This window comes from Pseudomonas sp. NFACC16-2, from assembly GCF_900119205.1.
GTDB classification, from domain to species: Bacteria; Pseudomonadota; Gammaproteobacteria; order Pseudomonadales; family Pseudomonadaceae; genus Aquipseudomonas; species Aquipseudomonas fluorescens_Q.
The window spans coordinates 180,778-195,517 of the sequence record NZ_FPIX01000005.1; the positions used below are offsets into that span (position 1 = coordinate 180,778).

Sequence of the window (14,740 nt, forward strand, 5' to 3'; positions counted from 1 at the left end):
GGTCGTTATGCCTGCCAAGAGTGATGAAGCACCCAGCGACCTGATCCGCGCCCGTGACGTCGGTGGTTTCGACGTCTGGTCGCTGCCCAGCTTCGACCCCCATGTTCCCGAGCCTGAGCCGGAACCGGTGGAAGAGCTGCCGGAACCGGAGGAAGTGCCGCTGGAAGAAGTCCAGCCACTGACCCTCGAGGAAGTCGAGAGCATTCGCCAGGAGGCCTACAACGAAGGCTTTGCCGTGGGTGAAAAGGAAGGCTTCCACAGCACCACGCTCAAGGTCCGCCAGGAAGCCGACGTGGCGCTGACGGCCAAGCTCCGTGCGCTGGAATCGCTGATGCTCAACCTGTTCGACCCCATCGCCGAACAGGACACCCAGATCGAGAAATCCCTGGTCGGGCTGGTGCAACACATTGCCCGGCAAGTCATCCAGCGTGAACTGGCCATCGATTCGACCCAGATCGAACATGTCATGCGCGAAGCGCTCAAGTTGTTGCCATTGGGCGTGGGCAACGTGCGGCTGTACATCAATCCCCAGGACTTCGAGCTGGTCAAGGCCCTGCGCGAACGCCATGAAGAAACCTGGCGCATCGTCGAGGACGCTTCGCTGCTGCCCGGCGGTTGCCGTGTGGAAACCGAACACAGCCGCATCGACGCAACCGTTGAAACCCGCATCAGCCAGATCATGGCCAAATTGTTCGACCAGTTGCACGAGCAGGCCCTGCATCCAGCCGCTCCCGACCTGAGCCTGGAGTTGCCGGACGAACCCCTGATCAGCGCTGATGCCGCGCCGGCCGATGCTGGCTTGGATGTACCTGAATTGGACGCTTCTGCACTGGACAGCCGCGATGCGCCTTGAGCGAACCAGCTTCGGCAAGCGCCTGGGCAGCTACGCCGAGGCCAGCGAGCTGGCCGGCCAACCGATCCTGGAAGGTCGCCTGCTGCGCATGGTCGGCCTGACCCTCGAAGCCGAGGGCCTGCGTGCCGCCATGGGCAGCCGTTGCATGGTGATCAACGACGACAGCTACCACCCGGTGCAGGTCGAAGCCGAGGTCATGGGATTTTCCGGCAGCAAGGTCTTCTTGATGCCAGTGGGCAGCGTTGCTGGCATCGCCCCGGGTGCGCGCGTGGTGCCCCTGGCCGATAACGGTCGCCTGCCCATGGGCATGAGCATGCTCGGGCGTGTGCTGGACGGGGCCGGGCGCGCCCTGGATGGCAAGGGCGGCATGAAGGCCGAAGATTGGGTGCCGATGGACGGCCCGACGATCAACCCCCTCAAGCGCGACCCCATCAGCGTACCGCTGGACGTGGGTATCCGCTGCATCAACGGTTTATTGACGGTCGGACGCGGCCAGCGCCTGGGCCTGTTTGCCGGTACCGGGGTGGGCAAGAGTGTGCTGCTGGGCATGATGACCCGCTTCACGGAGGCCGACATCATCGTGGTGGGACTGATCGGCGAGCGGGGTCGTGAGGTGAAGGAATTCATCGAGCACATTCTTGGCGAGGAAGGGCTCAAGCGTTCGGTGGTGGTGGCTTCGCCAGCGGACGATGCGCCTTTGATGCGCCTGCGGGCAGCCATGTACTGCACGCGCATTGCCGAGTACTTCCGCGACAAGGGCAAGAACGTCCTGTTGCTGATGGATTCGCTGACCCGTTTTGCCCAGGCCCAGCGGGAAATCGCCTTGGCCATCGGCGAGCCGCCGGCCACCAAGGGTTATCCGCCTTCGGTATTCGCCAAGCTGCCGAAACTGGTGGAGCGCGCCGGCAATGCGGAAAAGGGCGGCGGTTCCATCACCGCGTTCTATACCGTGCTGTCCGAAGGCGACGACCAGCAGGACCCCATCGCCGACTCGGCCCGGGGCGTACTCGACGGGCACATCGTGCTGTCCAGACGCCTGGCCGAAGAAGGGCATTACCCGGCCATCGACATCGAGGCGTCCATCAGCCGGGTCATGCCGTCGGTGATCAGTGCCGAACACCTGAAGCGGGCCCAGCAGTTCAAGCAGTACTGGTCGCGCTACCAGCAAAGCCGCGACCTGATCAGCGTCGGCGCCTATGTCCCCGGCGGTGATCGCGAGACCGACACCGCCATCAGTCTTTACCCGTCCATGGCCGTTTATCTGCGCCAGAGCCTGAACGACAACATCGGCATGGGCGCCAGCGAAGCGCACTTGCAGACTATTTTCGCCCCGGTCTCAGGCACGTAACCGGCCATGGCCACGAGTCGTGCGGCACGCCTGGCGCCAGTGGTGGACATGGCCGAAAAGGCCGAGAAGACCGCCGTCCAGCGACTGGCCTATTTCCAGGGCCAGGTCAAAGTCGCCGAAAGCAAGCTGGCTGACCTCGAAAACTTTCGACTCGAATACCAGGAACAGTGGATCGCCCGTGGCGCCCATGGGGTTTCCGGGCAGTGGTTGTTGGGTTACCAAGGATTCCTCGCGCAGTTGGGTACCGCTATCGACCAGCAGCGTCAAAGCCTGGTCTGGCACCAGAACAACCTGGTGAAGGCCCGTCAGAGCTGGCAAGAGGCGTTTGCCCGGGTCGAAGGGTTGCGTAAACTGGTGCAGCGCTATATTGATGAGGCGCGGCAATTGGAAGACAAGCGCGAACAGAAACTGCTGGATGAGTTGTCCCAGCGCCTGCCGCGTCAGAATCCCTATTGATGGGAAACCAGGATTTTGTCGGATGATCGAGGCCAAACCTTGCTCAGACCTCTACCTGATGCTACACCTTGTACACGTATGTCCATGACAGGGAAGCTGAACATGTCAGTCGTTACAGAAGTATCCCAAGATGGGAAGAAATTGACGATTTCGATCGAAGGTCGATTCGATTTCGGACGGCACCAAGAGTTTCGCGAGTCTTACGAGAGACTCAATAACAAGCCCGAGTCCATTGTGGTGGATTTGAAGAAAGCCACCTATCTCGACAGTTCCGCCTTGGGCATGCTCTTGCTGTTACGTGATCATGCCGGTGGCGACGAGTCGGACATCCGGGTCGTCAACAGCAGCAGCGACGTCAAGAAAATCCTTGCGATCTCCAATTTTGACAAGCTGTTCGACATCAGTTGATCGCCATGCAATCGTCGTCGGAGCCACTGACGGTCCTGATTGCCGAAGACAGTGCCGCTGATCGACTGCTGTTGTCGACCATCGTCCGCCGCCAGGGGCATCATGTGCTCACTGCGGCCGATGGCGCCGAAGCGGTCGAGGTCTATCTGGAAAAGCGTCCGCACCTGGTGTTGATGGACGCAATGATGCCGGTAATGGACGGCTTCGAAGCCGCGCAGAAAATCAAGCAGTTGGCCGGGGACCAGTTGGTCCCGATCATTTTCCTCACCTCGTTGACCGAGAGCGAAGCCCTGGCCCGTTGCCTGGAGGCGGGCGGCGACGACTTCCTGGCCAAACCCTATAACCAAGTGATCCTGGCGGCCAAGATCAAGGCCATGGACCGTTTGCGTCGGTTGCAGGCCACGGTGGTGGAGCAGCGCGACCAGATTGCCCGGCATCATGACTACTTGCTCAACGAGCAACGGGTCGCCAAGGCCGTGTTCGACAAGATCGCCCACTCCGGCTGCCTGAGCGCGCCGAACATCCGTTACTTGCAATCGCCTTATGCCTTGTTCAACGGTGACTTGCTGTTGGCAGCGTTCAATCCGGCCGGCGACATGCACGTCCTGCTGGGGGATTTCACCGGCCACGGTTTGCCGGCGGCGGTCGGCGCGATGCCGCTGGCGGAAGTGTTCTACGGGATGACCGCCAAAGGCTATGGCCTGGCGCAGATCCTGCGAGAGATGAATGCCAAGCTCAAACGCATCCTGCCCGTGGACATGTTCTGTTGCGCGACGTTGTTATGCCTGAGCTTCCAGCGTTGCACGGTAGAGATCTGGAACGGCGGCATGCCCGATGGATACCTGCATGACAGCCTCAGCGGCGTGCGTACGCCATTGCCGGCGCGTCACCTGCCATTGGGCGTGCTCACCCCTCAATTATTCGATGACCGCACCGAAGTGCATACCATGTCGCTGGGTGACCGGGTGTTCCTGTTGTCCGATGGCGTGATCGATACCACTGACGAAGACGAGCAACTGTTTGGCGTTGAACGGCTGCAACAGGTATTTGCCGCCAACCGTGAACCCGACCTGCTGTTTGAAGACATCCAGCAGGCCTTGCGAGATTTTCGCGGTGAGTCGCGGGATGACTTCAGCATGGTCGAGTTGCGACTGGTCGCCCCGACGCAACTCAATCCGCCGCCACCGGTCTATTCCGATAGCGGCCAGTCCAGCCCGCTGGATTGGTCGGTGAGCTTCGAATTCCGGGCACAGACGCTCAAACGCTTCAATCCGATGCCCTATTTGCTGCAGTTGTTACTTGAGGTCCATGGGCTCAGGGTGCAAAGTGGCGCCCTTTACAGCGTCATGTCGGAGCTGTATTCCAATGCCCTGGATCATGGGGTGCTGGGGCTCGACTCCAGCCTCAAGCGTGACGCAGTGGGTTTTGCCCGCTACTACAGAGAGCGCAATACGCGCCTGGATGAACTGAGCGACGGCTATGTGCGGGTGCACTTGCATGTCTCGCCAAGCGGCGAGGGTGGTCGCCTGGCCATAGAGGTCGAGGACAGTGGCGAGGGTTTTGACGTCGCAAGGGTGCTGGCGCGTCCTGTGGACACTGATCGGTTGTCGGGGCGCGGCGTGAGCCTGGTACGCCAGTTGAGCCACCAAGCCAGTTGGTCAGACGATGGTCGTAGTGCGCGCGTGGAGTTTTTCTGGGAGGCTCCGGCATAATCGGCGCCATTCTTGATCAGGGAGCGAACAAGTGAACGAGATTCATCTGGACCGCGACGTCCTCAGCACGCTGAAGGAAGTCATGGAGGAGGGGTATCTGGAGTTGCTGGATACATTTCTCAATGACTCGGAGGCTCGCTTGCGTGTGCTGCATGAGGCACGGGACGCTGAAAAACTGAGCGCCACGGCCCACAGCTTCAAGGGCAGCAGCAGCAACATGGGCGCTATCCGCCTGGCCGAGCTGTGTGGCGAACTGGAACAACGTGCCAAGCAGCCGTCATTGGGCGGTATCGAGAAACTGGTCAACGAAATCGACAGCGAATTTGCTTATGTTCGCAAGCTTTGCAGGGAAGAGCGCGAAGGCTTTCACTGCTGAGATTTGACGGTCAGGCAGACGTTGGCCCGTGCCTTGCATTGCCTAGTCTCGACTGTACCTATGATTCCAGTGCAGCGGAGACCTTTTTATGCCCGTTACCCCCAATACACTGCTTCAGGCCTCTGTCCAGGCCAAGCCCAAGGCCGCCGTCAATTCACCGGCAGCGGCCCCGGATCTCGGGGATAGAGCCTCCAGCTTCGCTCAAGTCTTCGCCAAGCAGGCGCCTGACAAGGCTGCGGCGGCCCCTGAGCCACCAGTGAAATCGGCGCGCGACAACGCTTCCAGTAACACCGTCAAAAAAGACACCGGCAACCAAACCCCTGCCACCTCGGAACCGACGGTTGCCGATAGCGGCAAACCCTTGCCCGCGGACAAACCGGTTAGCGCCGACGACGAGACCGCCAGTGACGACAACGCCGACTTGGCTGAAACGCCAGTGGCGGATGCTACAGCACCCGTCGATCCGAGCCTTGATCCAGGATTGCTGCCCGACGTGACGGTGCCGGTGGCGACAATCGCACCGGAACCTGCGCCTGTGGCCACGACCGAGGTTCAGGTCACCACAGCCGCGGCACCGCTTGCCCCGCTGGTCGCGCCAGCCCAGGCTGCGGTGGTCCCGGAGGTCGACCCAACCTTTGACCCTGAAGCCGACCCGCTCGACGCATTGCCCGCCTTGCGATTGGCGATGGAGCAGGGCGGTCATGTTTCCGCCTCCAGCCAGGCGCAATCCAAGACTGCTGCCCCGGCGACGCTCGACGGTGAGCCGACTTCGGCGCAGACCTTCGCCGCAGGCATGGCGAGCATGCTCACCGTGCAGGCCGACCAGAACAGTACCGAGTCCGGTAGCCAGCAGGGCGGTGACAAGGCATTCGGCGGCTTGATCAACGAGGGCCTCAAGGACCTGAGCGCCGCTTCCAGTGATACTCGCGTGGACGATTTCGCCAACCGCCTGGCCGCCCTGACCCAGGCTGCTACGCCCAAGACCGCCAACGCGGTGCCGGTCAATCAACCTATCGCGATGAATCAGAGCGGTTGGACCGAAGAGGTGGTCAACCGGGTGATGTACCTGTCCAGCGTCAATCTCAAGGCGGCCGACATCCAGTTGCAACCCGCCGAACTCGGACGCCTGGATATCCGGGTGAACATGGTTCCGGACCAGCAGACCCAGGTCACGTTCATGAGCGCCCATTCCGGCGTTCGCGAAGCTCTCGAGGGTCAGATGCATCGCCTGCGGGACAGTTTCGCCCAGCAGGGCATGGGCCAGGTCGATGTCAGCGTGTCCGATCAATCCCGAGGCTCGCAGAACCAGGGGCAGCAGGCCCAGCAGCAAGCCCAGGCCGGGCGCACGACGTCGTCCGGTGGGCGAGTGGACTCAGCGGATGAACACCTGCCGGCCAGCGTTGCGGAAGTGGCGGCCAGTACCACCAGCGTCATTGGCACCAGTGCGGTCGACTACTACGCCTGATGTCACACCCCCCTCAGTGGGAGCGAGCGTGCTCGCGATAGCGGCTTGTCAGTCACCTTGCGCGTAACTGATCCTTCGCTATCGCGAGCACGCTCGCTCCCACATTGGTTTCAGGGCGATCAAAGATTGCATCCGGCCCGCCATCTTCTCTCTTGTCACTTCTGGCATAACACTTGCTCCAGCCTTGCCGTGCAACAGTGAAAACCCCGATTAGTGACGGATTATTGGCATGGCGAAGAGTGAAGCAGCAGCTGTAAAAGACCCTGCAACCAAAGGCAAACTCAAGCTGATCATCATGATCGTGGTGGGGTTGCTCCTGGCGATCGGTGTATCTGTGGGCGCGACCTGGTATTTCATGCACAGCGCTCAAAGCAAGCCGGCAGTCGCGGTCGAAGCTGCGCCAGTGGGCAAGCAGCCGGCGATTTTCGAACCGATGGCGCCCGCTTTCGTGGCCAACTACACCGTGAACGGTCGTCAACGCTACATGCAGGTCAGCATTACTCTGCAAGGTCGCAACCAGGCTGACCTGGAGGCGCTGCGGGTGCATATGCCCCTGATCCGCAATAATCTGGTGATGCTGTTTTCCGGACAGAATTTCGACACCCTGGCCACTCCGGTCGGCCAGGAAATGTTGCGTCAGAAAGCCACGGCCAGCGTGCAGGAAGTCGCTCAGAAAGAGCTTGGCAAAGTGGTGATCGAACAGTTGCTCTTCACTAACTTCGTATTGCAGTAGGAACACGACATGGCCGTGCAGGACCTGCTGTCCCAGGACGAAATCGATGCGCTGTTGCATGGTGTCGACGACGGTCTGGTACAGACCGAAAACGCTGCTGAACCGGGCAGCGTCAAAAGCTACGACCTGACCAGCCAGGATCGCATCGTTCGCGGACGCATGCCGACCCTGGAAATGATCAACGAGCGTTTCGCCCGCTACACCCGCATCAGCATGTTCAACATGCTGCGCCGTTCGGCCGATGTGGCCGTCGGTGGCGTGCAGGTGATGAAGTTCGGCGAGTACGTGCACTCGCTGTACGTGCCCACCAGCCTCAACCTGGTGAAGATCAAGCCGCTGCGCGGCACCGCGTTGTTCATCCTTGACGCCAAGTTGGTGTTCAAGCTGGTGGACAACTTCTTCGGTGGTGACGGCCGTCACGCCAAGATCGAAGGTCGGGAATTTACCCCGACCGAGTTGCGGGTGGTGCGCATGGTGCTGGAGCAGGCCTTCGTCGACTTGAAGGAAGCCTGGCAGGCGATCATGGAAGTGAACTTCGAGTACATCAACTCGGAAGTGAACCCGGCCATGGCCAACATTGTCGGCCCGAGCGAGGCCATTGTGGTCTCGACCTTCCACATCGAACTCGATGGCGGTGGCGGCGATCTGCACGTGACCATGCCGTACTCGATGATCGAGCCGGTGCGTGAAATGCTCGACGCCGGTTTCCAGTCGGACCTCGACGATCAGGACGAGCGCTGGATCAATGCCTTGCGCCAGGACGTGCTGGATGTCGACGTGCCGATCGGTGCGACGGTCGCTCGCCGGCAGCTGCGTCTGCGGGACATCCTGCATATGCAGCCGGGGGACATCATCCCCGTCGAGATGCCGGAGGACATGATCATGCGCGCCAATGGCGTGCCGGCCTTCAAGGTCAAGATGGGCTCTCACAAAGGCAACCTGGCGTTGCAGGTGATCGAGCCGATCGAACGCCGTTGAGCGGTGTCGAACGCCTTAAGTTTGTAACGGTTTTTTGCTTCTAACTGAATTTTTGCCCGCCGAGGACACATGATGGCTGACGATATGAATACCCAGGATGACCAGGCGCTGGCCGACGAATGGGCCGCGGCCCTGGAAGAAACCGGCGATGCCGGGCAAGCCGACATCGACGCCTTGCTGGCCGCCGATAGTGGTAACCATGGGTCCAACCGCCTGCCGATGGAAGAGTTCGGCAGCGTGCCCAAGAGCAACGAGCCGGTCACGCTGGATGGCCCGAACCTGGATGTGATCCTCGATATCCCGGTGTCGATCTCCATGGAAGTGGGCAGCACCGACATCAACATCCGCAACCTGCTGCAGCTCAACCAGGGCTCGGTGATCGAACTGGACCGCCTGGCCGGCGAGCCGCTCGACGTACTGGTCAACGGCACCTTGATCGCCCATGGCGAAGTGGTAGTGGTCAACGAGAAGTTCGGCATTCGCCTGACGGACGTGATCAGCCCGAGCGAACGCATCAAGAAGTTGCGCTGAGTGAAAGGTTTCTTCGCTGCAGCCGCGATGCTGCCATTGAGTGTGCTGGCGGCCGAACCGGTTGCCACGGCCGCCGCTGCGCCGGTAGCAGGTAGTGGCGTCGCCGGGCAATTGGCGCAGTTGGTGCTTGGCTTGCTGCTGGTGCTGGGCTTGATCTTCTTTCTCGCCTGGTTGTTGCGGCGTGTGCAGCAGGCGGGGCCGGCTGGCAAGGGGCAGGTCATCGACATCGTCGGTTCCCGCGCGCTCGGACCGCGCGACCGGCTGGTGCTGGTGCAGGTCGGTAACGAGCAGATCCTGCTCGGCTTGAGCCCGGGCACCATCACCGCCTTGCACGTCCTCAAGGAGCCGGTGCAGGTGCCCTCCGCCGAGCAGGCCAGCCCCGAATTTGCCCAGCGTCTCATGGAACTGTTGGGTAAAGACCAGAAGGATAAAAAGTAATGCCGTTGCGCATTCTGTTGGCATTGGCCTTGATGCTGGCCGCACCGTTGGTGTTCGCCGCCGATCCGCTGTCGATCCCGGCGATCACCCTCGGAACCAACGCCGAAGGGGCCCAGGAATACTCGGTCAGCCTGCAGATCCTGCTGATCATGACCGCGCTGAGTTTCATCCCGGCGTTCGTCATGCTGATGACCAGTTTCACCCGGATCATCATTGTCTTTTCGATCCTGCGCCAGGCCCTGGGCCTGCAACAGACCCCCTCGAACCAGATCCTCACCGGTATGGCGCTGTTCCTGACCATGTTCATCATGGCGCCGGTGTTCGACCGGGTGAACCAGGATGCGTTGCAACCTTACCTGGCAGAAAAAATAACTGCCCAGGATGCCGTGGCCAAGGCTGAAGTGCCGATCAAGGATTTCATGCTGGCCCAGACTCGCAGCAGCGACCTGGAGCTGTTCATGCGCCTGTCCAAGCGTACCGACATTCCCAGTGCCGACCAGGCGCCGCTGACCATCCTGGTGCCAGCGTTCGTGACGTCCGAACTCAAGACCGCGTTCCAGATCGGCTTCATGATTTTCATCCCGTTCCTGATCATTGACCTGGTGGTCGCCAGTATCCTGATGGCCATGGGCATGATGATGCTCTCTCCACTGATCATTTCCCTGCCGTTCAAGATCATGCTGTTTGTGCTGGTCGATGGCTGGGCGCTGATCATCGGTACCCTGGCGGGCAGTTTCGGTGGTGTTTAGGCCTTTTGTGCGGGGAGGGCGATATGACGCCTGAAGTAGCGGTAGACCTGTTCCGTGAAGCGCTCTGGCTGACCACCATGATGGTTGCCATCCTGGTGATCCCCAGCCTGCTGGTGGGGTTGCTGGTGGCGATGTTCCAGGCCGCGACCCAGATCAACGAGCAGACCTTGAGCTTCCTGCCGCGCCTGCTGGTGATGCTGGTGACGCTGATCGTCGCCGGGCCCTGGCTGGTGCAGACCTTCATGGAATACATCCTGCAGTTGTACGGCAGTATTCCGCAGTTGATCGGATGACCTCATGTCGATGCTCGCGCTGACGGACACCCAGATCAGTACGTGGGTGGCGTCGTTCATCCTGCCGCTGTTTCGCGTCGCCGCGGTGCTCATGAGCATGCCGGTGTTCGGTACAACCTTGGTGCCGACCCGCGTGCGGCTGTATTTCGCCTTGGCGATCACGGTGGTCATTGTGCCCGGGTTGCCACCGATGCCGCCGGTCAATGCCCTGGACCTCAGCGGCCTGATGCTGATCGCCGAGCAGATCCTCATCGGCGCCTTGATGGGCTTTTCGTTGCAGTTGTTTTTCCAGGCGTTCGTGGTAGCGGGGCAGATCATTTCTATCCAGATGGGTATGGCCTTCGCGTCCATGGTCGACCCCACCAATGGCGTGACGACGGCGGTAATCGGTCAGTTCCTGACGATGCTGGTAACCCTGTTGTTTCTTGCCATGAACGGGCATCTGGTGGTGTTCGAGGTATTGACCGAGAGTTTTACCACCTTGCCGGTGGGCAGCGCGTTGCTGGTCAATCATTTCTGGGAAATCGCCGGCAAACTCGGCTGGGTCCTGGGTTCGGCGATGGTGCTGGTGTTGCCTGCGATCACTGCGCTGCTGGTGGTCAACATTGCCTTTGGCGTGATGACCCGGGCGGCGCCGCAGTTGAACATTTTCTCCATCGGTTTCCCGCTGATCCTCACGCTGGGCATGGTGATTTTCTGGATTAGCCTGGGGGATATCCTCAACCAGTATCAGCCGCTGGCCATCCAGGCCTTGCAACTGCTACGCGACATGGCACAGGCACGCTGAACCATGGCCGAGAGCGAGAGTGGCCAGGACAAGACAGAAGACCCCACGGAAAAGCGCCAGCGCGAATCCCGGGAAAAGGGCGAGATCGCACGTTCCAAGGAACTCAATACCCTGGCGGTGATGCTGGCCGGGGTGGGTGGGTTGTTGATTTATGGTGGCGGGTTGGCCCTGGACCTGCTGGAAATCATGCGGCTGAATTTCTCGCTGCCCCGTGAGGTGCTGCTCACGCCGGGGTCCATGGCCCAGTATCTGCTGCACTCAGGCAAAATCGCGATTCTGGCGATGCAGCCGGTTCTGATCTTCCTGTTGCTGGCCGCTGTTATCGGCCCGATTTCCCTGGGCGGCTGGTTGTTCGCCGCCGGTAGCCTGGCCCCCAAATTCAGTCGGATGAACCCCGCCGCTGGTCTTAAACGCATGTTTTCGACCTCGGCGCTCATGGAACTGCTCAAGGCTTTCGGGAAATTCCTGCTGGTTCTGTTTGTCGCGCTGACGGTGTTGCAGTCCGACATCGACGATCTGTTGCGCATCGCTCACGAACCGCTGGAGCAGGCCATCATCCACAGTGTGCAGTTGGTGGGTTGGAGCACATTGTGGATAGCCTGCGGCCTGATCCTGATCGCCGCCATCGACGTGCCGATCCAGCTGTATCAGAGCAAACAGAAGCTGATGATGACCAAGCAGGAAGTGCGCGACGAGCACAAGGACTCGGAGGGCAAGCCGGAAGTCAAGCAGCGGATTCGCCAGTTGCAGCGCGAGGTGTCCCAGCGGCGGATGATGGCGGCGATTCCAGACGCCGATGTGGTCATCACCAACCCGACCCACTATGCCGTGGCGCTCAAGTACGACCCCGAGAAAGGCAACGCTCCGGTGTTGCTGGCCAAGGGCAGTGACTTCCTGGCGCTGAAAATCCGTGAAATCGCCGTGGCCAATGAAGTGATGCTGCTAGAATCCCCGGCCCTGGCGCGATCGATTTACTACTCCACTGAACTCGACCAGGAAATCCCTGGTGGCCTGTACCTGGCCGTGGCCCAGGTGCTGGCCTACGTCTACCAGATCCGCCAACACCGCGCCGGCAAGGGCAAGCGTCCAGAGCCACTCAAGGATTTGCCGATTCCGCCGGATTTGCGACGTGATTCCTGAGTCTGGCTATCGGCAGGCGTTGAACCAGGTGCAGAACTGTTTGGAGCGGGGACACGGCGGCCCTGTGGCGAGGGGATTTATCCCCGCTGGGCTGCGAAGCGGCCCCAAACCAGACCCACTCAATTCCCCAGGCATACCTGAATATCCCAGATTCAGGGGCCGCTTCGCAGCCCGTCGGAGATAATCCCCTCACCACAGGGTCTGCGTTCGGCGGGGCATGATTTTTCCTGTAACGCCCTCCGTTCCTACCCGCGGCCAAAGTTGGAAGGCTTCTTGCAATACCCCGTCTGCGCCCCCTCCGGGCGTCAAAAGTTTGCTTCACAGGAACGGGGAATATTGGTGGATCGCTCTCAGTTATTCAGCACCGCGCGCAGCAATGTCGTAGACCTCAGCCGGGGTAATCTGGGCGTGCCGCTGTTGCTGCTGGTCATGCTCGCCATGATGATGCTGCCGGTGCCGCCGTTCCTGCTGGACGTGTTCTTCACGTTCAACATCGCCCTGTCGATCGTTGTGCTGCTGGTGTGCGTATACGCCCTGCGGCCGCTGGATTTCGCCGTATTCCCGACCATTCTGCTGGTGGCCACGTTGTTGCGCCTGGCGCTGAACGTGGCATCCACCCGCGTGGTCATGCTCCATGGTCAGGACGGGCACGCTGCCGCCGGCAAGGTGATCCAGGCCTTCGGTGAGGTGGTGATCGGCGGCAACTACGTGGTCGGTATCGTGGTCTTCGCCATCTTGATGATCATCAACTTCGTCGTGGTGACCAAGGGTGCCGGGCGGATTTCCGAGGTGAGTGCGCGTTTTACCCTCGATGCGATGCCCGGCAAGCAAATGGCGATCGACGCCGACCTCAACGCCGGCCTGATCGACCAGAGCCAGGCCAAGCTGCGTCGCCTGGAAGTGGCCCAGGAGGCCGAGTTCTACGGTTCCATGGACGGTGCCAGCAAATTCGTGCGCGGTGACGCCATCGCCGGTTTGCTTATTCTGTTCATCAACCTGATCGGCGGCATGGCCGTCGGTATCTTCCAGCACAACATGACGTTTGGCGACGCCGGCAAGGTCTACGCCTTGTTGACCATTGGTGACGGTTTGGTGGCGCAATTGCCATCACTGTTGTTATCCACAGCCGCTGCGATCATGGTAACCCGTGCTTCGGGCTCCGAAGACATGGGCAAACAGATCGGTCGGCAAATGTTCGCTTCGCCCAAGGCCCTGGCGGTTGCCGCTGGGCTGATGGCGGTGATGGGCCTGGTGCCGGGGATGCCGCACATTTCCTTCTTGACCATGGCCGCCGCCGCAGCGGGTGGTGCCTACCTGTTCTGGAAGAAGCAGAACGCGCAGAAAGTCCAGGCCCTGCAAGAGGTCAAGCGCCAGCAGGAATTGCTGCCGTCGCCGGCCCGTGCCATGGAAACCAAGGAACTGGGCTGGGACGACGTGACGCCAATCGACATGATCGGCCTGGAAGTCGGTTATCGCCTGATTCCATTGGTCGACCGCAACCAGGGTGGTCAGTTGCTGGCACGGATCAAGGGGGTGCGCAAGAAGCTTTCCCAAGACCTGGGCTTCCTGATGCCCACCGTGCATATCCGCGACAACCTCGATCTGGCGCCCAGTGCCTACCGCCTGACGCTGATGGGGGTGATCCTGGCCGAAGCCGAGATCTACCCCGACCGCGAGCTGGCGATCAACCCGGGGCAGGTCTACGGCAGCCTCAACGGCATCACCGCCAAGGATCCGGCTTTCGGCCTGGAAGCGGTGTGGATCGAAATCAGCCAGCGGGCCCAGGCGCAGTCCCTCGGCTACACCGTGGTGGACGCCAGTACAGTGGTGGCGACCCACTTGAACCAGATTCTGTATAAGCACTCCAGCGAGCTGATCGGCCACGAAGAAGTCCAGCAACTCCTGCAAGTACTGGCCAAAGGCTCGCCGAAGCTGGCCGAAGAGCTGGTGCCGGGTGTGGTTTCGTTGTCGCAGTTGCTCAAGGTACTGCAGGCGCTGTTGGCCGAACAGGTGCCCGTGCGCGACATACGCAGTATTGCCGAGGCTATCGCCAACAACGCTTCCAAGAGTCAAGATACCGCCGCCCTGGTGGCTGCGGTTCGGGTCGGCGTGTCCCGCGCAATCGTCCAAAGCATTGTAGGCACTGAGTCTGAGCTGCCTGTGATCACCTTGGAGCCAAGGTTGGAACAGATATTGCTCAATAGTCTGCAGAAGGCAGGACAAGGCTCGGAAGAGGGTGTTCTGCTGGAGCCAAGCATGGCCGAGAAGCTGCAGCGTTCGCTGATCGAAGCAGCCCAGCGGCAAGAGATGCAAGGCCAACCGGTGATCCTCCTGGTGGCCGGTCCGATTCGCGCGATGCTCTCGCGATTCGGGCGCCTCGCGGTTCCGGGGCTGCATGTGCTGGCGTACCAGGAAATACCGGACAACAAGCAAGTGACCATCGTTGCGACAGTAGGGCCCAACGGCTGAGGTA

At 60.8% G+C, this 14,740-nt stretch carries 16 protein-coding genes; all 16 read left to right on the top strand.

The window, feature by feature from the left end; translation table 11 throughout:
* Positions 1-7: 7 nt before the first annotated feature.
* The 16 genes from fliH (at position 8) to flhA (ending at position 14,736) form a co-directional block, all read left to right on the top strand.
* Entirely contained in the window at positions 8-853 is an 846-nt protein-coding gene (gene fliH, locus BT116_RS07130; RefSeq protein ID WP_072341611.1) for a flagellar assembly protein FliH, read from the top strand.
* Positions 843-2,201: a flagellar protein export ATPase FliI gene (fliI, locus tag BT116_RS07135; protein WP_072341614.1), complete on the top strand. Its 1,359-nt coding sequence runs from the start codon at positions 843-845 to the stop codon at positions 2,199-2,201. The genes fliH and fliI overlap by 11 nt, the downstream gene beginning before the upstream one ends.
* 6 nt (positions 2,202-2,207) lie before the next feature.
* Entirely contained in the window at positions 2,208-2,657 is a 450-nt protein-coding gene (gene fliJ, locus BT116_RS07140) for a flagellar export protein FliJ (protein WP_072341617.1), read from the top strand.
* Between the two features lie 102 nt (positions 2,658-2,759).
* Complete coding sequence (locus tag BT116_RS07145; RefSeq protein ID WP_053182985.1) at positions 2,760-3,065, top strand: STAS domain-containing protein; 306 nt, start codon at positions 2,760-2,762, stop codon at positions 3,063-3,065.
* 5 nt (positions 3,066-3,070) lie between these two features.
* Positions 3,071-4,777, top strand: coding sequence for an ATP-binding SpoIIE family protein phosphatase (locus tag BT116_RS07150; RefSeq protein ID WP_072341619.1), 1,707 nt, complete (start codon positions 3,071-3,073; stop codon positions 4,775-4,777).
* 31 nt (positions 4,778-4,808) lie between these two features.
* The gene (locus BT116_RS07155) at positions 4,809-5,153 is read left to right on the top strand and encodes an Hpt domain-containing protein (protein ID WP_063322400.1); all 345 of its coding nucleotides are present in this window, start codon (positions 4,809-4,811) and stop codon (positions 5,151-5,153) included.
* Positions 5,154-5,241: 88 nt separating this feature from the next.
* Complete coding sequence (locus BT116_RS07160) at positions 5,242-6,618, top strand: flagellar hook-length control protein FliK (RefSeq protein WP_072341622.1); 1,377 nt, start codon at positions 5,242-5,244, stop codon at positions 6,616-6,618.
* 229 nt (positions 6,619-6,847) lie between these two features.
* Complete coding sequence (fliL, locus tag BT116_RS07165; RefSeq protein WP_072341628.1) at positions 6,848-7,351, top strand: flagellar basal body-associated protein FliL; 504 nt, start codon at positions 6,848-6,850, stop codon at positions 7,349-7,351.
* A gap of 9 nt (positions 7,352-7,360) precedes the next feature.
* A complete protein-coding gene (fliM, locus tag BT116_RS07170; RefSeq protein ID WP_003184019.1) occupies positions 7,361-8,329 on the top strand; it encodes a flagellar motor switch protein FliM in 969 nt (322 codons plus the stop codon).
* A 72-nt stretch (positions 8,330-8,401) separates the two neighbouring features.
* On the top strand, positions 8,402-8,860 hold the full coding sequence (gene fliN, locus BT116_RS07175; protein WP_072341630.1) for a flagellar motor switch protein FliN: 459 nt from the start codon (positions 8,402-8,404) through the stop codon (positions 8,858-8,860).
* 27 nt (positions 8,861-8,887) lie between these two features.
* Positions 8,888-9,298 (top strand): flagellar biosynthetic protein FliO, encoded by a 411-nt coding sequence (gene fliO / locus BT116_RS07180; RefSeq protein ID WP_072341704.1) that lies wholly within the window; start codon positions 8,888-8,890, stop codon positions 9,296-9,298.
* Positions 9,298-10,047 (top strand): flagellar type III secretion system pore protein FliP, encoded by a 750-nt coding sequence (gene fliP, locus BT116_RS07185; RefSeq protein WP_072341633.1) that lies wholly within the window; start codon positions 9,298-9,300, stop codon positions 10,045-10,047. Before fliO ends, fliP begins: the two co-directional genes overlap by 1 nt.
* A 23-nt stretch (positions 10,048-10,070) precedes the next feature.
* A complete protein-coding gene (gene fliQ / locus BT116_RS07190; RefSeq protein WP_003184009.1) occupies positions 10,071-10,340 on the top strand; it encodes a flagellar biosynthesis protein FliQ in 270 nt (89 codons plus the stop codon).
* A gap of 10 nt (positions 10,341-10,350) precedes the next feature.
* The gene (gene fliR / locus BT116_RS07195) at positions 10,351-11,127 is read left to right on the top strand and encodes a flagellar biosynthetic protein FliR (RefSeq protein WP_170845951.1); all 777 of its coding nucleotides are present in this window, start codon (positions 10,351-10,353) and stop codon (positions 11,125-11,127) included.
* Between the two features lie 3 nt (positions 11,128-11,130).
* Entirely contained in the window at positions 11,131-12,267 is a 1,137-nt protein-coding gene (gene flhB / locus BT116_RS07200) for a flagellar biosynthesis protein FlhB (protein ID WP_072341639.1), read from the top strand.
* 339 nt (positions 12,268-12,606) lie between these two features.
* Positions 12,607-14,736: a flagellar biosynthesis protein FlhA gene (flhA, locus tag BT116_RS07205; protein WP_072341707.1), complete on the top strand. Its 2,130-nt coding sequence runs from the start codon at positions 12,607-12,609 to the stop codon at positions 14,734-14,736.
* Positions 14,737-14,740 lie beyond the last annotated feature (4 nt).